The organism is Microbacterium sp. Root1433D1, from assembly GCF_001426835.1.
GTDB lineage: Bacteria > Actinomycetota > Actinomycetes > Actinomycetales > Microbacteriaceae > Microbacterium > Microbacterium maritypicum.
This window is the reverse complement of sequence record NZ_LMFN01000003.1, coordinates 659,695-677,908: the sequence shown is the minus strand read 5'-3', so window position 1 is coordinate 677,908 and position 18,214 is coordinate 659,695. Positions and strand designations below refer to the sequence as shown.

Here is an 18,214-nt window from a genome sequence, read left to right as displayed (position 1 = left end):
ACAATCAGCTCATGCGCACGATCCTCAACATCATCTGGGTCATCCTGGCCGGATGGGCCCTCTTCCTCGGGTACGTCCTGGCCGGCATCCTGCTGTGCATCCCGATCATCACGATCCCGTGGGCGATCGCCTCCTTCCGCATCGCCGCCTACGCGATCTGGCCGTTCGGCCGCGAGGTCATCAGCAAGCCGACCGCGGGCGTCGGGTCGTTCCTCGGCAACGTGCTGTGGGTGATCCTCGCGGGGTGGTGGCTCGCGATCGGCCACATCGTCTCGGGCATCCTGCTGTGCATCACGATCATCGGCATCCCGATGGGCATCGCCGACTTCAAGATGGTGCCGGTCTCTCTCATGCCGCTCGGCAAGGAGATCGTCTCCACCCGCAGGGGCGCCTTCGACCGCACGCTCTGAGCGGGCTCCACGCACTCTGAGCCCGCGCGCAGGTCAGCTGCGGAAGAAGGCGACGCCCAGATCCGGATGATCGACGAACACGCCGTCGATGCCCTGGCGGGCGATGACTCCCCACTCCGCCTCGTAGTCGCCGTAGTCGCCGCGTCCACCCTGGCCGCGGAACTCCGCCGCGAGGAAGGCGTTCTCCGGGCGGCACGTCCAGGTGAACACCTGGAGGCCTCGTGCGTGCGCGTCGGCGACGATCGTGTTGCCGCGGTCGAGCAGCATCTTCTTGCTCACGCTGATGCCGTCGACGCGCCCGACGAGGCCGTCGAGTCCCTGGGCCTTCACCGTCGCCTTGTATGTGAGCGCGTGCGAGCCCTCGGCCGTCAGGAGGTCGTACGGACGCCCCGATGCCTCGATCAGATAGATGTACGACGCGGAGATCCCGCGCTCGCGCAGCTGACCGAGCACCGTCGACTCGAAGCACTCGATCACCAGCGGCAGCTCGCCCTCGGCCCATCCGGCCTCGCGCAGCTCGCGGTCGATCAGCGGGGCCAGGTCGAGGCCGATGCTCGCGAAGTACGTGGCGTGCTTGACCTCGAGCACCACACCGATCTCGCGTCCGTGCTCCGCCGACCCGTCGCGCACGATGTCGAGTACGTCCCGGAGGCGCAGGATCGGCTGGGCGCCGTCGAAGCTCGCACTCGACGTCCGCACCTCCGGCAGTCGTTCGCGGATGCGCAGCGTGGACAGCTCGGCCCAGGTGAAGTCCTCGCTGAACCAGCCGGTCAGCGCCTGCCCGTCGACGCGCTTGGTCGTCTTGCGGTCGGCGAACTCGGGGTGCTCGGCCACATCGGTCGTGCCCGAGATCTCGTTCTCGTGCCGCACGATCAGCACACCGTCCTTCGTCGCCACGACGTCGGGCTCGACCGCATCGACTCCCATGGCGAGCGCGAGCTCGTAGGAGGAGCGACTGTGCTCCGGACGGTAGCCGGGCGCACCGCGGTGCCCGATGACGAGGGGTGATTTCCTGGGCACGCTCTCAGCGTAGAACACCCCGTCGACGTCCCCTCCCGAGTATCGTTGAGGCAAGAGACCTACTACCCCCCTTTGGAGTGAGGCCCACCAATGAGCAACTTCGCTTTCAACAACCCTGCTTTCCAGCAGCAGGACCCGCGCAACGTCGCGACGTACCCGGGCGGACCTCAGGCTGCCCAGGGCGCGCAGAACGCCTCGCTCCAGCACGGGGCGATGGACGCCGCCGCCAACGCGCAGCTCGAAGGCATGTACGCCGCCCCGCCGGCCGGTGCCATCGAGACCGACCGCATGTCGGTCGAGGACACGGTCTGGAAGACCGCCGGCCTGTTCGGCATCCTTCTCGTCACCGCCGCGATCGGCTGGGTGCTGACGCTCGGTGGCCTGGATGTGCCGAAGTACAACCCGTACAGCGACTTCCAGCCCAACATGCTGCCGTGGATCGTCGGCGCACTCGGCGGCTTCGTGCTCGCGATGGTCATCACGTTCACGTCGCGCAAGAAGGTCCGGCCCGCGCTGATCTTCGCCTACGCCGCGTTCGAGGGCCTCTTCATCGGTGGCATCTCGTCGTTCTTCGAGGTCATCTACCCCGGCATCGTCTTCCAGGCGACCCTCGCGACCGTCTCGGTCGTCGGTGTGACCCTGGCCCTCTTCGCGAGCGGCAAGATCCGCGCGTCGAAGAAGGCGACCAAGATCTTCATGATCGCCATGATCGGCTATCTGGTCTTCTCGCTGCTGAACGTCGTCCTCATGTGGACCGGCGTGCTGCCCGAGGGACAGGCGTTCGGAATGCTCAGCGCCAACATCATGGGCATCCCGCTCGGTGTCATCATCGGCGTTCTCGTCGTGATCATGGCGGCGTACTCGCTCGTGCTCGACTTCGACCAGATCCAGCAGGGCGTCCGCAATGGCGCTCCCCGCCAGTACGGCTGGCTCGGCGCCTTCGGCATCATGGTCACGGTGGTCTGGCTCTACATCGAGATCCTGCGCATCATCGCGATCGTCCGCGGCAACAACTGACGTCGCACGTCACGAGATCACGAAGAGGTCCGTCTCCCGAGGGAGGCGGACCTCTTTGCATACCCGGGGGCGTGCGCGCAAGGGGTTGGCACCCAGGCAGCGACATCGGCAATGTGGATGTCAGAAGCCCCGGCACCCCGGGGCTCCCGATCCACAGGAGCTGACCATGAGTTTTCTCGGCTTTCTTCTTCTCGGCCTCATCGCCGGAGCCATCGCCAAGCTGATCCTTCCCGGCAAGCAGGGTGGCGGCTGGTTCATCACGCTGCTCCTCGGCGTCGTCGGTGCACTGCTCGGCGGCTGGCTCGGCAGTCTGATCCTCAACCGTCCGCTCACCGAGTTCTGGGACCTCGGCACCTGGCTCCTCGCCATCGCGGGTTCCATCATCGTGCTCCTGATCTACGGCCTGATCGCCGGTCGCGGCCAGAAGGCGCGCAGCTGACACACCGGGGAAGCGACGTCGTGCACGTCGATCCCACCGCTCGTCCCCCTCGGCAGCTCCGGCTTCCGAGGGGGACGAGTCATTTCTCGGCCCCGCTCGCCTTCCGCTCCAGCAGCGCCCGCTCCCGATCGTTGCCCGCGAGACCGGCGGCGACGACGAACTCGCTCCTCGCCTCCTCCTCGCGCCCGAGCCGACGCAGCAGCTCACCCCGCGTCGCCGGCAGCAAGTGGTAGCCGCGCAGTGCCCCCGAACCCGTCAGCTCATCGACGATGCGCAGCGCGGACGCGGGCCCGGTGGCCATCGCGACGGCTGCGGCACGGTTGAGCTCCACGACCGGCGACGGGGAGATGCGGCCGAGTGCCTCGTACAGGAGCACGATCCGGTCCCAGTCGGTCTCATCGACCGACCGGGCAACCGCATGACACTCGGCGATCGCGGCCTGCAGGCAGTAGGCGCCGCGTCCGCGTCCGAGCGCGTCCGCTCTCGCCAGGGACGCCCGCCCGCGCGCGATGCGGCTGCGGTCCCAGCGCCTGCGGTCCTGGTCGGCCAGCAACACGGGGTCGCAGTGGCGATCCACCCGCGCGGCGAACCGCGCCGCCGTCAGCTCCATCAGCGCCAGCAGTCCGTGCACCTCGGGCTCCTGCGGCATCAGTGCGGCGAGCACCCGGCCCAGGCGGATGGCCTCGTCACTCAGCTCCGGACGCATCCACTCGGGACCGCTGCTGGCGGCATGGGCTTCGTTGAAGATCAGGTACAGCACGCCGAGGATCGCACCGATGCGCTGGGCGCGTTCCTCACGCGGGGGAACCTCGAACGGGGCGTTCGCGGCGGACAGCGTCTTCTTCGCACGGACGATGCGCTGTTGCACGGTGGCGGTCGGCACCAGGAAGGCGCGCGCGATCTCCTCGCTGGACAGCCCTCCCACGACACGCAGGGTCAGAGCGACCTGAGCCTCCCGGGAGAGCACAGGGTGGCAGGAGATGAAGATCAGACGCAGCACATCGTCGTCGACGACATCCGGATCCCACAGCAGGTCTCCGCCCTTCCCCTGTTCCTGCTCGAGGTCGTGCGCGAGCAGGGCGAGACGCTCGTCGAGGCGCTCCTGCCGTCGCCACCGGTCGACGGCCCTGCGCTTGGCCACCGCCGTGAGCCAGGCACCGGCGTTGCGAGGAACCCCCTCCGTCGGCCACTGCTGCAACGCATCGACGAGCGCTTCCTGGGCCAGCTCCTCCGCGAGACCGAAGTCGCCGACCATCCGGGTGAGAGCACCGACGATGCGGGCGGACTCGATGCGCCAGACGGCGGAGACGGCGCGTTGGGCAGACCCGGGGTCGGGTGCCGAACGCGCCGTCTCACCGTGAGCGGAAGCGTGCATCGCCGCTATCGCCTCACTGCTGGGCGCGCTGAGCCTGCTCCTCGCGCCAGCCTGCTTCCTTCTCGATCCACTCGTTGTCGGCGGGGAAGTCCTCGACTCCGGTCACCCTGCGCACCTCGAGGTACGACCCGCGTCCGAGAGGCGCGCGGCTGGCCCACTCCGCAGCCTCTTCGCGGGAAGAGACCTCGAGGATCCAGAAACCGTTGAACAGCTCCTTGGTCTCGCCGTAGGGGCCGTCGGTGATGAGCGGCTTCTCGGCGCTGAAGTCGACCACGAAACCCTCGGCGGCGTCGGTCAGACCCTCGCCGGCGACGAGCACTCCGGCCTTCATCATCGACTCGTTGTACTTGCCCATGGCCTCGATGACCTGCTCGAACGGCATCTCCTTGTAGGCCTCGACGGCCTCGTCGGTCGCGCGCATGATGAGCATGAACTTCATGATGTTCTCCTTGTTCGAAGGGCCGTCTCTCGACCCTCTCATCAATGACGTCGAACGGGAACGGCCCGGATCGACATCATCCCGGAATTCTCTCCGAAGAAAGTTCTCGCGGGCGGCACGGTGAGGGGTGGTCCCTCGACGAGGATCGCTCGACGACGGTCAAGCGCGACGCGACGGGCGCGCGGCGGCATCGGCGATCACGGCGGTGAGCGCGTCGAGCGAACGCTGAGGGCTCCACGCTGCAGCGACCGACGGGGCCTCGGCGCTCAGCACCGCGAGTCGTTCCGGGTCGGTCAGGAGTGCGCGGATCGCCTCGGAGAGCGCGTCGACGTCGCCGCTGGGGACCAGCACGCCGCCGCCCTGTTCGAGCACGTCGCGGATGCCGTAGCGGGCGTCGTACGACACGACGGGCGCACCGTGCAGGAGCGCTTCCACGATCGACAGCGGCTGCCCCTCGAAGGCGGTCGCGGTGACGATCATCGATGCCCGGTCGAGCACGGTCCCCGGTGAGTCGGTGTAGCCGGCGAGCAGCACGCGGTCGCCGGCGTCGAGCTCTTCGATGAGTGCCCGCAGTCGGTCCTCCTCGGGGCCTCCGCCCCAGATCTCCATCCGGGTGCCGGGAACGCCTGCGGAGAGGAACGCGCGGATGGCATGATCGATGCGCTTTCCGGGTGCGAGGCGGCCGAGCACGACCACCAGGCCGTCTTCGCGCAGATCATCGCGGCGTTCGACCGGCGCGATGGGGTTCGGCACCAGGACGTGAGAGGCCGAGGAGCCGAACCGTGCCACCACGTCGTCACGCTGCGTGGCGGTCGGCCAGATCACGGCGTCGAACCTGTCCGCCACGCGGAACCACCGCGTCCAGAGCGTGTTCATCGGCGCATCCGGGGTGTACGGCGCCTCCACGTGCATGGTGTGGATCGTGTGCAGGATGCGCACGCGCGGGTCGGACCAGTCGGCGATGAGCTCGCCCAGCTGTCGGGACTCGCAGATCACGATGATCTGCCGGTCGCCGAACGCATCGGTCACCGTGTCGAGCCAGGCCCGGTAGAGGCCGCGGAACCCGTGCAGAGCCCCGGCCACCGCACCCGCGGCGTCGTACACGAGCACGGGCTCCTCGGTCAGGTGCCAATCCGGGTTCCCCGGGATCACCGGCAGCGCGACGAAGGGTCGCCCCTCGGGATCAGCCAGCACCCGGTACTCGACGTCGGGATCGGCGCTCACGGCGGCGTCGGCGGCGGTACGCAGCCACTCGGCCGCTCCCCCGCCTTCCGCAACCGCTTCATCGAACAGATTGCGCAGACGCGAAGGGTCGGCGAGTACGCCCTGCTCTGCGAAAGCCCGCCGGTGCTCGGCATGGTCGGCGGCGGTTCCCGGATCGAAGGTGAGCAGCTGCGGTCCTGTGCCGTCGGCGACACCGGCGGCGGCGAGCTGACGCGCACGTGCGAGTGTCGCGATCGTGTAGCCGCCGTCCATGCCGGGGATCAGCCGGCTGGACAGCACCACGTACGCGGCGTCGGGAAGTGCCGGCGCCGCGTCGGGGAGCGTCGCGCTCCCTACTCCCACTCGATCGTCCCCGGCGGCTTCGACGTAACGTCGAGCACGACGCGGTTGACGTCACGGACACCGTTGGTGATGCGATTGGAGATCTTCGACAGCACGTCGTACGGCAGCCTGGTCCAGTCGGCCGTCATGGCGTCTTCGCTCGACACCGGGCGCAGCACGATCGGGTGACCGTAGGTGCGGCCGTCGCCCTGCACGCCCACCGAGCGCACATCGGCCAGCAGCACGACGGGGCACTGCCAGATCTCCTGGTCGAGACCGGCCTTCGTCAGCTCTTCGCGGGCGATGGCGTCGGCCTCACGCAGAATCTCGAGACGGTCAGCGGTGACCTCACCGATGATCCGGATACCGAGACCGGGCCCCGGAAACGGCTGACGTCCGACGATCGCCTCGGGGATGCCGAGCTCGCGACCGATCGCACGCACCTCGTCCTTGAACAGGGCGCGCAGCGGTTCGATCAGCTCGAAGTCGAGGTCGTCGGGAAGACCGCCCACGTTGTGGTGCGACTTGATGTTCGCGGTACCCGCACCGCCGCCGGACTCGACGACGTCGGGGTACAGCGTGCCCTGCACGAGGAACTTCACCGGGGCGCCGCCCGAGGCCTTGGCCTCGGCGACGAGGTCGAGCTGCACCTTCTCGAACGCGCGGATGAACTCGCGTCCGATGATCTTGCGCTTCTCCTCGGGGTCGGTCACACCCTGGAGGTGGCCGAGGAAGGTGTCGGCCGCGTCGACCGTGATCAGTCGCACACCGGTGGACTCCACGTAGTCCTTCTCGACCTGCTCGCGCTCGCCCTTGCGGAGCAGCCCGTGGTCGACGAAGACCGCCGTGAGCTGGTCGCCGATCGCCTTGTGCACGAGGGCCGTGGAGACGGCGGAGTCGACACCTCCGGAGAGGGCCGAGATCACGCGAGCGTCGCCGACCTGCTCACGGATGCGCTCGATCTGCTCGGCGATCACGTTGCCGCTGTTCCAGTCGGAGGCGAGGCCCGCACCCTTGTGCAGGAAGTTCTCGAGCACGCGCTGGCCGTGGTCGGAGTGCTTGACCTCGGGGTGCCACTGCACGCCGTAGAAGCCGCGCTCCTCGTTCGCGAACGCCGCGACCTTGGTCGCATCCGTCGTCGCGAGCACGTCGAAGCCCTCCGGGGCCTTGGCGACCTGGTCGCCGTGGCTCATCCAGACGTTCTGCTGCGCGGGCTGACCGCCCAGCAGTGTTCCGCCGTCACCCGTGATCACGGCATCCGTCGCCCCGTACTCGCGCAGGCCGGTGTTCGCGACCTCTCCGCCGAGAGTCTGGGCCATGTACTGGAAGCCGTAGCAGATGCCGAGGGTCGGCACACCGAGGTCGAAGACCGCCGGGTCCAGGCGCGGAGCACCCTCTTCGTACACCGACGAAGGACCACCGGAGAGGATGATCGCGACCGGGTTCTTGGCGGCGATCTCCTCGGCTGTGGCGGTGTGCGGCACGATCTCGCTGTAGACACCCGCCTCGCGGACGCGACGGGCGATCAGCTGCGCGTACTGCGCGCCGAAGTCGACGACGAGCGCAGGGCGCTGCTGGGTCTCGGACTGTTCGGTCAACGGACACCTTCCGGGGCGGGGGCGGAAGTCTCTGCGGACTCCCTGGTGGCGAGATAGGTCTTCACTTCACGGGCGACGATCGCCTCCATGAAGAACGACAGCAGCGGGATGACACCGCCGAGCGCGAGCAGGATGAAGCGCGGGAACGGCCAGCGCATCAGGCTCCACATGCGGAAGCACGAGAACAGGTACACGACGTAGAACCAGCCGTGCGCCACGAGGATGAACAGCGACACGTTGAACCCGTCGCCGAGCGAGGTCATCTCGCACGAGTTCGTCCACGGGGCGAAGAGCGACCACCACTGGCAGTCGGGCCCGGCCAGGACGCCGGCGAACCAAAGCGGCCCCCCGGAGCCTCCGAGGAAGAGCTCGAGGTGGATCGGCGTGTACTTCAGCACCATCTCGGCGAGCAGCAGGAGCAGCATGACTCCTGTGATGATCGACGCGATCTGGTAGAACTTCAGCGCACCGCGGATCGCCGGAAAGCTGGCGACTTTCGGTTCGGGCATGCCTCCAGTCTAGCCGTCGGGAAATCGTGTCGAATCCGGTCGCCGGCGCATCGGAGAGGAGACGACGAAGGCCGCCGGGTTCGCACCCGACGGCCTTCGTCCGTGTCATCCGGCTACCGGATCAGAACCGCTCTTCCCGGATCAGAACCACCGGGTCAGCAGTTCCCAGAGCCAGTCGAGGATCGCACCGATGATGCCTCCGGCGCGGTTGACGGTGACGGCGGCTGTGGCCGCGTCTCCGTCGGCCTGCGACGCCGCGACGGTGTACTTGCCCGACGGGGCACTCTTGGGAACGGTGACCGAGGTGCTGAACGTGCCGTCTGCGCGTACCTGGACCGTGCCGACCTGGACCGGCTTGCCCTTCTTCGGACGCAGCTCGATGCTCACGGTCTCGCCGGGCACGTAGCCCTCTCCGGTGACCTTGAGGTTCTTGCCCGCGGTCACCTTGGACGAGCCGAGCGCGATCGTTCCCGCGAACTCCTCTTCGCCGGCGATCGTGAACGGCACCTGCACCGTGGTTCCGGTACCGGCGACGGCGACGGTGAGCACCTGCTCACCGAACACGCCGGACGGCACCGTGAAGGTCAGGCTGGCGCGCCCGCCCTCGTCGGTGGTGTCCACCACCGCCGGGTCGACGGCACCGGCCGCGAGCTGCGTGCCGCCGAGCGACAGCGACACCTCACCCGGGGCCGGCTCGCCGGCGCTGAACGCCAGCGAGGAGAGCGACACGGTGACCTGGTCGCCGGCGCTGTAGCCGTCGGCGTCCGCGGGGGTGACCGCCACGCCGACCGCGCGCTGGGCGTAGTCGGGGCTCGCGGTCTTGTTCGCGTCGAACCAGTCGACCATGGACTGCAGATCGATCTTGCCGGTGTCGCGCTTACCCGTGCCCTGCTTGAAGGTGAAGAAGTTGTCTCCACCGGCCGCGAGGAACGAGTTGGCAGCGACGGTGTAGTTCGCCGCCGGGTCGAGCGGTGTGCCGTCGAGCGTGATCGAGGTGATCCGCGAACCCTGTGCCGCGGCGGGGTCGTAGGTGTAGACCAGCCCCTCCGAGACGCCGAGCTTCAGGAACGGGCGAGCCGAACCCGCCGGCTGCCACTGCTCCTCGAGCACGCCCTTCAGCTGCGCACCCGTGAGCGTCAGCGTCACCAGCGTGTTCGCGAACGGCTGGACCGTCGCCGCCTCGCGGTACGTGACGTTGCCATCGGGATCGGATGCTCCGGCCGAAGCGTACGTGAGGTTCGCCCGGATACCACCCGGGTTCATGATCGCCACATCGGCACCCGTGGACCACTTCTGCACGTCGGCGACGAAGTTGCCGATGGTGGACTCGCCACCGCGGTTCTCGGATCCGTTCGTCTGACGCGCGCGGTTGAAGTCGGCGGTGATGTCTCCGACCTTGATCGCGCCCAGCACATCGGCCTCGGCCTTCGCCTTGGCGACGATGTCGGCCACCTCGGGGACGGCCGGATACAGCGGCTTGCCCGCAGCGGTGAGGGGCTTGATCTCGTTGGTGATCGAGATCAGGTCCTTCGTCTTCGGGTCGACCTTGATGTTCATCAGGCCCAGGTTCTCGCCGTACTGCCCCGCGGAGACGACCGGACGGCCATCGATCACGTGGTTGTAGGCGAGGTGGGTGTGCGCCGACACGATGGCATCCACGTCGTCATCGACGCCGTAGACGATCTCGCCCAGGGGCGAGTCCGGCGTGATGCTGGACAGCTCGACGCTGGAAGCGCCCTCGTGGACGAGCAGGATGACGACATCCGCCTCACCGTTGGACTCGTCGCCGTCGCGCAGATCGTCGGCCACCGCGTTCACGGAGTCGACGATGCTGCGGACCTCGAGGTCCTTGATGCCCTCGGGCGAGACGAGCGAGTCGAGGTCTTCGGTGACCGCACCGACGAATCCGACCCTGACCCCGTCGAGCTCCTTCACCCAGGCCGGTGCGAGCGCGGGCTCGCCGGTCTCGGTGACGAACACGTTCGAGGAGATGTACTCCCAGTCCGCGCGCTCCTGCACCCGGTCGCGAAGGTCTTCCCAGCCCTGGTCGAACTCGTGGTTGCCCGCCGCGCTGACGTCGAGGCCGGCCGCGTTGAGCGCGTCGATCGTGGGATTGTCGTCGTTGATGAAGGAGGTGAACGTGGATGCACCGATCAGATCGCCGGCTCCGGCGAAGATCGTGTTCGGGTTCGCCTCGCGGAACTGCTTGACCGCACCGGCGAGGACCGCAGCACCCGCGGCAGCGCCGTCGGCCTCGATCCGACCGTGGAAGTCGTTGACCGTGACGACGTCGATGCTCACCGGCGGGATCTCCGAGGAGACGCCCACGATGATCGGGTCGTGGTCGCTGGAGCGGTAGGGCGTTCCCTGCTCGGTGGCACCGAACGCGTAGCCGCGGTCGCTCCACTCCGGCGAGTTGATGCCCCACACGCCCGCGCCCGTGATCGACGAGGCGAGCGACGGCGACGCGATCACGTGGTCGAGCGAGCCGAGCTCGCCGTCGAACGTGTACGTGTACTGACCGGAGGCCTTGTCGGCGACGAGGTCGCTCCACCCGTTGGAGGTGAAGACGTCGATCGGGTCTTCCTTGCCGTAGGCGTTGAAGTCGCCGATCAGCAGCATGTCGCCGCTACCGGTCGTCTGCTCGAGCTCAGCGGTGAAGGTGAGGATCGCGTTCGCCTGCTTCACGCGGTCGGCGTTGAAGAAGCCCTGGCCGTCGGCCGGCTCCGCCCCCGCACCCTGGGGCGGCGACTTCGACTTCAGGTGGTTCGCGACGACGGTGACGACGCGGCCGTCGATGTCGAACGCCTGGGCGATCGGCTCGCGGGCGTTGCCCCACACGGTCTCGTCGGTGACGGTCGCGCTGTCGCCGACACGCTTGACCGCGTCCTTCTTGTAGATGATCGCGTTGGTGATGAAGTCGGTGGTCGCCGCGTCGTTCAACGCGGAGGGCGTGGGCACGTAGCCCCACACGTCGCTGCCGGCGTCGGCGTTGAGCCCGGCGACCAAGTCTTTGAGGGCCGTGTCGATGGGCTTGCCCAGCTTGACCGAATTCTCGATCTCCATGAGCGAGACGATGTCGGCGTCGAGTCCGTTGATCGCCGCGACGATCTTGGACTTCTGGATCGCGAACTGCGCCGCGTTCGCCGCGCCTCGGGCGCTCGAGTTCTCGCTCTTCAGCGTCGTGAAGTAGTTGTAGACGTTGAAGGACGCAACCTGGACGTCGCCGCCCACGGACGGTGCGCTGTCGGTGCGGGGGTTCGTCGCCTCGAAGCCGACCTTGAGGTCGGCCGACGAGGAGTCGTCGATCGGCACGACCGGCTGCAGGCGCCAGTCGTTGAAGCCCCACTGCAGCACGTAGCCGTTGTCGCCGAAGTCGACGGTGTCGCCGTTTCGGACCACCGTGTCCTTGGTGAAGTAGGGCTGCTCGCCGGGGTGGCCGTTGTTCGTGACCTGGATGGACCAGCCGTCATCGAGCAGGATGCGGTTGGCGCGGTTCGCTGCCGCGATCGCTGCGGCCGCGTCGCCCGGACGCGTGGTCTCGGTGCTCTTGACGGCGAGTGCGTCGCCGGCGTTCAGCCAGAGCGTGCCGAAGTTGAACAGTTGGTGGCTGGAGGCGAGACGGTAGGTCCCCTCCGGCGCCACGTACATGTTCTCGTACTGCTCACGGTCGGCGCCCTGCGCCGCGGCGGGCAGCGGGGTGACGGCGGGAACGCCGACGCCAGCGGTCACGACGGAGACATCACCGGCCGCGGCCGGGTTGATCTGCGTCTGCCCGAAGTACTCGCTCACAGCGCCCGTCACCGAGACGAGGTCGCCGATCGCGAGAGTGGGGTTGAAGGCGTTGAGGAAGACGAACACGCCGTCCGAGGCGCCGGGAGTCGCATCCGTCGCGCCGCCGGAGCCCTGCGTCTGGATGACGATGCCCTTGTAGCCGCCGGTGCGGTAGTCGGCGGTGACGACGCCCTCGACCTGCACGGTCTGCCCGCTCAGCGGGGAGACGTCGGTCGTGCCCTGGACCTCGGCGATGGTGGCCTCGGTCGGGTCGGTGCCCGGGCCGGTCCCCGGGTCGGTGTCGCCGGAGTTCTGCGGGGTGATCGTGGCGGAGAGCGTGAAGTCCGCGCTGTTCACGTCGGTGTCGACGCCGGCCGTGCGGTTGAGCGACTTGACGTCGGTGTTGCCTGCCGGTGCGGTGGCGGCGGTGCCCTCGAAGGTGTTGGAGGTGCCGTATCCGATCAGGTCGACGACGCCGTCGACGCCCACGACGGAGCCGGGGGTGAGGCTCACAGCCGCAGTGCCCTCGACGAGCGCGAGCGTGCCGTTGGTGCCGCTCGGGGTCAGGGCGCTGACGGCATCGGGCGCGGGCAGCTCGGCGCCGTTCGCACCGTTGCTGTTGCCCTGCACCAGGTAGTAGCCGCCGGCCGGGATCACACCGGTGAGCGGAGCCACACCGTTGAAGGCGGCCGAGCCGGTGGCCGATCGATACTGCAGCGACATCCCGTCCAGGGTGATCGGGGCAGAGGTGGGGTTGTACAGCTCGACGAACTTGTTCTTGAACGCCGCCCCGGCGCTGCCGCCGGAGAGATACGCCTCGTTGATCACCACCCCCGTGCCCGTGGTGTCGGCTGTGGCGGGAACCGCGGCCAGCGAGCCGAGGCTCAGCGCGGCGACGCAGGTCACGGCGAGAGCGCCGATGCGCCCCCGACTTCTACGGTGCGAGACGGGAACCGCGCGGTTCTCGTCATCTGGAGCGGACATCATCGGTGCTGTCTCCTCGATCGGGTGCGACACTTCTCAGGACTGTCACGGCACACAGGGGAAACTCCCAGCATGCTCACATGGTGCGAGCATACGGAGCGGTCCCGACATCCTCAACGGAGTTTTCCGATTCGTCATCGAGCGATCACCGGATGGCCCGAGCGACCCCTGACGAAGGTCGCTAACGACCTGCCGCGCCGCACAATTGCGCACCTCGGGGCGCGCGAATGCGCGGGTTATCCGGCAGTGGCTCTGGCCTCGGCCTCGTCTTCGAACTCCTCGACCTCGCGTTCCCAGGCGTCTTTCGCGAGGCGGTACCAGAGGTAGAAGGCGAAGCCGGCGAAGATCGCCCACTCGACCGCATAGAACACGTTGAGCCAGTTGACCGGCGACATCTCATCGGGAGCCGGCGACGAGATGTCGACCAGCCCGGCGGTGGCGGTCGTGGAGGCGAGGTACGGACGATAGACGTCGAGACCTTCGGCATCGTGCCAGCGGCTGAGGAGAGCGGCGGGAGACATCCGGTCGAGCTGCTGCGGATCGGAATGCGGCGGCACCCGCGGACCCTCGTCCGAGATGATGCGTCCGGTGATGTCGACCTCGGAGCCGTCGGCGCCGGCCTCGAGATCCTTCACGGCCGCATCCGCGGTCTCACGGTCCGGCGCCCAGCCGATCGCGACGGCGATGGACACGCGCTCGTCGACCCGGAGCTGACCGGTGACCCAGTACCCCTGGACGTCGTCGTTGAACCGACTCGACACGACGATGAAGTCGCCGGGGACCCACGCCCCCGTGGTCTCGACGCGCTGGCCCACCAGCGGCTCGGGGAGATACTGGCCGGGCTCGAGGACATCCGAGAGCTGCTGCACCTCTTCGGTGGCACCGGGCGCGGGCGGGTCGGTCTCGATCGCGCGCTCCAGCTGCCACTGACCGAGCCAGGCGAAGACTCCGGCCACGAGCAGGCAGAGCAGGAGCATCGCGATCCAACGTCCCCGGAGCATGACCTCGCGGAGCGTCGGGGGGAACAGGGCAGGAGTGGTCAAGGTGAAGCGCAAGACCTCAGGCCTCGTACGGTGCGAGCACGACCTCGACCCGCTGGAACTCCTTGAGGTCGGAGTACCCGGTGGTCGCCATCGACTTGCGCAGCGCACCGATGAGGTTCGCGGTGCCGTCTGCGACGGGCGCAGGACCGTAGAGGATCTCCTCGAGCGTGCCGATACCGCCGACCTCGACACGGTGGCCGCGCGGCAGCTTGGGGTGATGGGCCTCGGGACCCCAGTGGAACCCGCGGCCGGGCGCGTCGGTGGCGCGAGCGAGCGCGACGCCGAGCATGACCGCATCGGCGCCCATCGCGAGAGCCTTGACGATGTCGCCGGACGTGCCGACGCCGCCGTCGGCGATCACGTGCACGTAGCGTCCACCGGATTCGTCGAGGTAGTCGCGACGCGCGGCGGCGACGTCGGAGACCGCGGTCGCCATCGGCGCGTGGATGCCGAGGGTCGCGCGGGTGGTCGATGCCGCTCCCCCGCCGAAGCCGACGAGCACGCCGGCGGCTCCCGTGCGCATCAGGTGCAGGGCAGCGGTGTAGGTCGCCGCACCGCCCACGATGACGGGGACGTCGAGGTCGTAGATGAACTTCTTGAGGTTGAGGGGCTCTGCCACGCTCGACACGTGCTCGGCCGACACCGTGGTGCCGCGGATCACGAACAGGTCGACGCCGGCGGCGGCGACGGTGTCGTAGAACTCCTGGGTGCGCTGGGGGGTCAGGGACCCGGCGACGGTGACGCCGGCCTCGCGGATCTCGGCGAGGCGACGGGTGATGAGCTCGGGCCTGATCGGCTCGGAGTACAGCTCCTGCATGCGGACGGTGGCCGTCGCCGCGTCGAGGCCGGCGATCTCCGCCAGCAGCGGCTCGGGGTTCTCGTAGCGCGTCCACAGACCCTCGAGGTCGAGCACGCCCAGACCGCCGAGCTGACCGAGCATGATCGCCGTCTGCGGGCTCACCACCGAGTCCATCGGTGCTCCGAGCACCGGGATCCCGAAGCCGAAGGCGTCGATCGTCCAGGCGGTGGACACATCCTCCGGGTTGCGCGTGCGCCGGGAAGGCACCACCGCGATGTCATCGAACGTGTACGCGCGACGTGCACGCTTTCCTCGGCCGAGCTCGATCTCCATGGTCACCCCTCCAGCCTACCCGGCGGCCGCCGTCGCCCGTGCTGGGAGACTGGATCCGAGACCGGGAGGCAGCATGAGGACCGACGACGTGGACATCGTGGTCGTGGGCGCGGGCGTCATGGGCCTGGCCACGGCCTGGGAGCTGGTGCGCCGAGGCCTTCGCCCCGTGGTGCTGGAGCGATTCGCCCGCGGACACCACGAAGGCGCATCGCACGGCGCGACCCGCAACTTCAACAACGCCTACGGCGAGGAGCACTACCTCGACCTGCTCGTGCGCGCCCGTGCCGGCTGGGATGCGCTCGGAGACGTCGACGGCGAGCCGCTTCTGCGGCTGCACGGACTCGTCACGCACGGCCGTCTCGACATGGCCGCCGTGCAGGAGGGGCTCGATGCCCGCGGCATCCCGAACACGGTCCTCTCCCCCGTCGAGGCGGGCACCCGGTGGCCGGGCATGCGCTTCGACGGCGACGTGCTGTGGTCCTCGGATGCCGGGGTCGTACGGGCGACCGAGACGCTGCGGGAGTTGGAACGGCGCATCGTCGTCGGCGGCGGCGAGGTGCGCTGGAGCACTCCGGTCGCGCACATCGCCGAGACTGCGGACGGTGCGGGGATCAGCCTCTCCGACGGCACCCGGCTGCGCGCGCAGACCCTCGTCGTGACGGCCGGCGCGTGGACGCGCACGCTCCTCCCGCGCCTCGACCTGCCGGCCCTCACCGTCACCGAAGAGACGCCGGCGCACTTCCGGCCGCTGACGGAGGCCCCGTGGCCGTCGTTCAACCACTACGTCGACCCGGAGGTGTACCCCGCGGCCGTGTACGGCATGCCGACGCCCGGCGAAGGGGTCAAGGTGGGGTTCCACGGTGTCGGCGATGCCATCGACCCGGATGCCCGTCCGCACCTGCCGACGCACCAGCGCGCGCTCTCCGACTACGTGCGGGAGTGGATGCCCGGCCTCGACCCGGCATCCGCGGTGCCGATCAGCTGCACCTACACCTCGACCGACGACGGGACCTTCGTGCTCGACCGGCGAGGCCGGATCGTCGTCGGAGCCGGATTCTCCGGCCACGGCTTCAAGTTCGCACCGGGCGTCGGTGGAGTGCTCGCCGACCTCGCCACCGACCCCGGCGCGCGCGCCGCTGCGCCCTTCCTGCTGCCCTGAGCGCCCGGAGGCGTCACCGCGTGCGCGTCACCCGCTTCTCATCCCACACCGGCTCATCCGACTCGTAGACCTCGCCGTCTCCTCCGAACACCAGGAACCGGTCGAAGGACCGCGCGAACCAGCGGTCGTGCGTGACCGCGAGCACCGTGCCCGCGAAGCGCGCGAGTGCCTGTTCGAGTGCCTCGGCCGATTCCAGGTCGAGGTTGTCGGTCGGCTCGTCCAACAGCAGCAGCGTCGCACCGGAGAGCTCGAGCAGGAGCACCTGGAAACGCGCCTGCTGTCCTCCCGAGAGCGAGTCGAACGTCTGCTGGGCCTGCCGCACGAGCCCGTAGCGGTCCAGAGCCGAGCTCGCGGCGTCGCGCGGCATCCCGGCACGACGATCGTCTCCGCGATGCAGGATCTCCAGCAGCGTGCGCCCGACGAACTCCGGATGCGCGTGCGTCTGCGCGAACAGTCCAGGAACGACCCGCGCTCCGAGGGTGGCGGTGCCGGTGTGCGCCACCGGGCCGAGCTGCTCGCCCGTCGAGGTGACATGGCCGAGCGTCGAGTCGGGGTCGCTGCCGCCGCGGGCGAGCAGCCGCAGGAAGTGCGACTTGCCCGATCCGTTCGATCCGAGCACGGCCACCCGATCGCCGTACCAGACCTCGGTGTCGAACGCACGCATCAGCCCGGTCAGTTCCAGGCGCTGCGCGACCACGGCCCGCTTGCCCGTGCGGGCGCCGCGCAACCGCATGTCGAACTCCTGGGCGGGCGGGCGCTCCTCGGGCGGGCCGACCTCCTCGAACTTGCGCAGGCGGGTCTGGGCGGCCTGATAGCGCGAGGCGAAGCCGTCGTTCGCCGAGGCCTTCACCTTGAGGTTCGCCACCAGGGTGCGCAGCTTCTCGTGCTGCTCGTCCCAGCGCCGGCGCAGCTCGTCCAGCCGGTCCATCCGGTCGGTCCTCGCCTGCTGGTACGTGCCGAATCCGCCGCCGTGCACCCAGGCCGTGGCGCCGGCGCCTCCGGGCTCGAGCGTGATGAGCCGATCGGCGGCGCGTGCGAGCAGCTCCCGGTCGTGCGAAACCAGCAACACGGTCTTCGAGGTCTGCCGCAACTGCTCCTCCAGCCACCTCTTGGTGGGCACGTCGAGGTAGTTGTCCGGCTCGTCGAGAAGCAGCACCTCATCCGGGCCGCGCAGCAGGGCCTCGAGCGCGAGCCGCTTCTGCTCTCCGCCGGAGAGGGTGGTGAGCTCGCGATACCTGGCGCGCTCGTACGGCACACCGAGGGCTGCGATCGTGCATTGGTCCCAGACAGTCTCGTGCTCGTAGCCGCCCGCATCCGCGTACTCGGCGATCGCCGACGCGTACGCCATCTGCGTGTCGTGCTCGTCGCGTTCGATCAGCGCGTTCTCGGCGGACTCGAGCGCCTCGGCCGCCCCGCGGATGCGCGCGGGGGCGACGCGCACCAGAAGTTGGTGCACCGTCTCCCCGGCCTCGCCGTGGCCGACGAACTGGTCCATGACACCGAGCCCGCCGTCGATCGTGACGACGCCGTCATCGGCGGCCTGGTCACCGCGGATGATCCGCAGCATGGTGGTCTTCCCTGCGCCGTTCGGGCCGATCAGCGCGCTCGTCGAGCCGGCGCCGACACGGAAGCTCGCCTCATCGAGAAGCGGTCTGCCGTCAGGGAGCGTCAAGGAGACGCTGGATACATCGATAGAGCCCACGGTGCGTGGCCGTCCTTCCGCCCGCGCATGCCGAGCCGACCAGGCTATCAGGCGGAGCCGCGATGCTC

Annotated in this window: 14 protein-coding genes; 4 read left to right on the top strand and 10 right to left on the bottom strand. The window is 68.9% G+C overall.

The window, feature by feature from the left end; all coding sequences use genetic code 11:
• Window positions 1–11: 11 nt before the first annotated feature.
• Entirely contained in the window at window positions 12–410 is a 399-nt protein-coding gene (locus tag ASD13_RS14275; protein ID WP_046748802.1) for a YccF domain-containing protein, read from the top strand.
• Window positions 411–443: 33 nt separating this feature from the next.
• On the opposite strand, the gene ASD13_RS14270 is transcribed toward ASD13_RS14275, so the two are convergent.
• Entirely contained in the window at window positions 444–1,430 is a 987-nt protein-coding gene (locus tag ASD13_RS14270; RefSeq protein WP_031205375.1) for a glycerophosphodiester phosphodiesterase family protein, read from the bottom strand.
• A 90-nt stretch (window positions 1,431–1,520) separates the two neighbouring features.
• Here ASD13_RS14270 and ASD13_RS14265 point away from each other — a divergent pair, with 90 nt between their 5' ends.
• Window positions 1,521–2,447 (top strand): Bax inhibitor-1/YccA family protein, encoded by a 927-nt coding sequence (locus ASD13_RS14265; protein ID WP_055870460.1) that lies wholly within the window; start codon window positions 1,521–1,523, stop codon window positions 2,445–2,447.
• A 166-nt stretch (window positions 2,448–2,613) separates the two neighbouring features.
• On the top strand, window positions 2,614–2,886 hold the full coding sequence (locus ASD13_RS14260) for a GlsB/YeaQ/YmgE family stress response membrane protein (RefSeq protein WP_021198885.1): 273 nt from the start codon (window positions 2,614–2,616) through the stop codon (window positions 2,884–2,886).
• Window positions 2,887–2,965: 79 nt separating this feature from the next.
• On the opposite strand, the gene ASD13_RS14255 is transcribed toward ASD13_RS14260, so the two are convergent.
• From ASD13_RS14255 to ASD13_RS14220, 8 genes are all read right to left on the bottom strand, one after another.
• Window positions 2,966–4,261: an RNA polymerase sigma factor gene (locus ASD13_RS14255; RefSeq protein WP_055870457.1), complete on the bottom strand. Its 1,296-nt coding sequence runs from the start codon at window positions 4,259–4,261 to the stop codon at window positions 2,966–2,968.
• Window positions 4,262–4,274: 13 nt separating this feature from the next.
• Window positions 4,275–4,700, bottom strand: a complete 426-nt coding sequence (locus ASD13_RS14250) for a YciI family protein (protein WP_017828299.1) — start codon at window positions 4,698–4,700, stop codon at window positions 4,275–4,277.
• Window positions 4,701–4,859: 159 nt separating this feature from the next.
• Complete coding sequence (locus ASD13_RS14245; RefSeq protein WP_055870454.1) at window positions 4,860–6,266, bottom strand: glycosyltransferase; 1,407 nt, start codon at window positions 6,264–6,266, stop codon at window positions 4,860–4,862.
• A complete protein-coding gene (guaA, locus tag ASD13_RS14240; protein WP_055870451.1) occupies window positions 6,257–7,843 on the bottom strand; it encodes a glutamine-hydrolyzing GMP synthase in 1,587 nt (528 codons plus the stop codon). The genes ASD13_RS14245 and guaA overlap by 10 nt, the downstream gene beginning before the upstream one ends.
• Window positions 7,840–8,352 carry a DUF3817 domain-containing protein gene (locus tag ASD13_RS14235; RefSeq protein ID WP_055870449.1) on the bottom strand — a complete coding sequence of 171 codons (513 nt, stop codon included), beginning with the start codon at window positions 8,350–8,352 and terminating at the stop codon, window positions 7,840–7,842. The genes guaA and ASD13_RS14235 overlap by 4 nt, the downstream gene beginning before the upstream one ends.
• A 141-nt stretch (window positions 8,353–8,493) precedes the next feature.
• Window positions 8,494–13,113: an ExeM/NucH family extracellular endonuclease gene (locus ASD13_RS14230; protein WP_055871197.1), complete on the bottom strand. Its 4,620-nt coding sequence runs from the start codon at window positions 13,111–13,113 to the stop codon at window positions 8,494–8,496.
• A gap of 233 nt (window positions 13,114–13,346) precedes the next feature.
• Window positions 13,347–14,111, bottom strand: coding sequence for an SURF1 family protein (locus ASD13_RS14225; RefSeq protein WP_055871196.1), 765 nt, complete (start codon window positions 14,109–14,111; stop codon window positions 13,347–13,349).
• Between the two features lie 58 nt (window positions 14,112–14,169).
• The gene (locus ASD13_RS14220) at window positions 14,170–15,285 is read right to left on the bottom strand and encodes a GuaB3 family IMP dehydrogenase-related protein (RefSeq protein ID WP_017828287.1); all 1,116 of its coding nucleotides are present in this window, start codon (window positions 15,283–15,285) and stop codon (window positions 14,170–14,172) included.
• Between the two features lie 73 nt (window positions 15,286–15,358).
• Here ASD13_RS14220 and ASD13_RS14215 point away from each other — a divergent pair, with 73 nt between their 5' ends.
• Complete coding sequence (locus ASD13_RS14215) at window positions 15,359–16,444, top strand: FAD-dependent oxidoreductase (protein WP_055870435.1); 1,086 nt, start codon at window positions 15,359–15,361, stop codon at window positions 16,442–16,444.
• A gap of 13 nt (window positions 16,445–16,457) precedes the next feature.
• Here the strand turns inward: ASD13_RS14215 and ASD13_RS14210 are convergent, their stop codons facing one another.
• Complete coding sequence (locus tag ASD13_RS14210; protein WP_055870433.1) at window positions 16,458–18,146, bottom strand: ABC-F family ATP-binding cassette domain-containing protein; 1,689 nt, start codon at window positions 18,144–18,146, stop codon at window positions 16,458–16,460.
• Window positions 18,147–18,214 lie beyond the last annotated feature (68 nt).

What these genes read in the sequence shown, in the direction of transcription:
- ASD13_RS14275 (WP_046748802.1), top strand. Translation starts at nt 12, where the DNA reads ATGCGCACGATCCTCAACATCATCTGGGTCATCCTGGCCGGATGGGCC.
- ASD13_RS14265 (WP_055870460.1), top strand. Translation starts at nt 1,521, where the DNA reads ATGAGCAACTTCGCTTTCAACAACCCTGCTTTCCAGCAGCAGGACCCG.
- ASD13_RS14260 (WP_021198885.1), top strand. Translation starts at nt 2,614, where the DNA reads ATGAGTTTTCTCGGCTTTCTTCTTCTCGGCCTCATCGCCGGAGCCATC.
- ASD13_RS14255 (WP_055870457.1), bottom strand. Translation starts at nt 4,261, where the DNA reads ATGCACGCTTCCGCTCACGGTGAGACGGCGCGTTCGGCACCCGACCCC.
- ASD13_RS14250 (WP_017828299.1), bottom strand. Translation starts at nt 4,700, where the DNA reads ATGAAGTTCATGCTCATCATGCGCGCGACCGACGAGGCCGTCGAGGCC.
- ASD13_RS14235 (WP_055870449.1), bottom strand. Translation starts at nt 8,352, where the DNA reads ATGCCCGAACCGAAAGTCGCCAGCTTTCCGGCGATCCGCGGTGCGCTG.
- ASD13_RS14230 (WP_055871197.1), bottom strand. Translation starts at nt 13,113, where the DNA reads ATGATGTCCGCTCCAGATGACGAGAACCGCGCGGTTCCCGTCTCGCAC.
- ASD13_RS14225 (WP_055871196.1), bottom strand. Translation starts at nt 14,111, where the DNA reads ATGCTCCGGGGACGTTGGATCGCGATGCTCCTGCTCTGCCTGCTCGTG.
- ASD13_RS14220 (WP_017828287.1), bottom strand. Translation starts at nt 15,285, where the DNA reads ATGGAGATCGAGCTCGGCCGAGGAAAGCGTGCACGTCGCGCGTACACG.
- ASD13_RS14215 (WP_055870435.1), top strand. Translation starts at nt 15,359, where the DNA reads ATGAGGACCGACGACGTGGACATCGTGGTCGTGGGCGCGGGCGTCATG.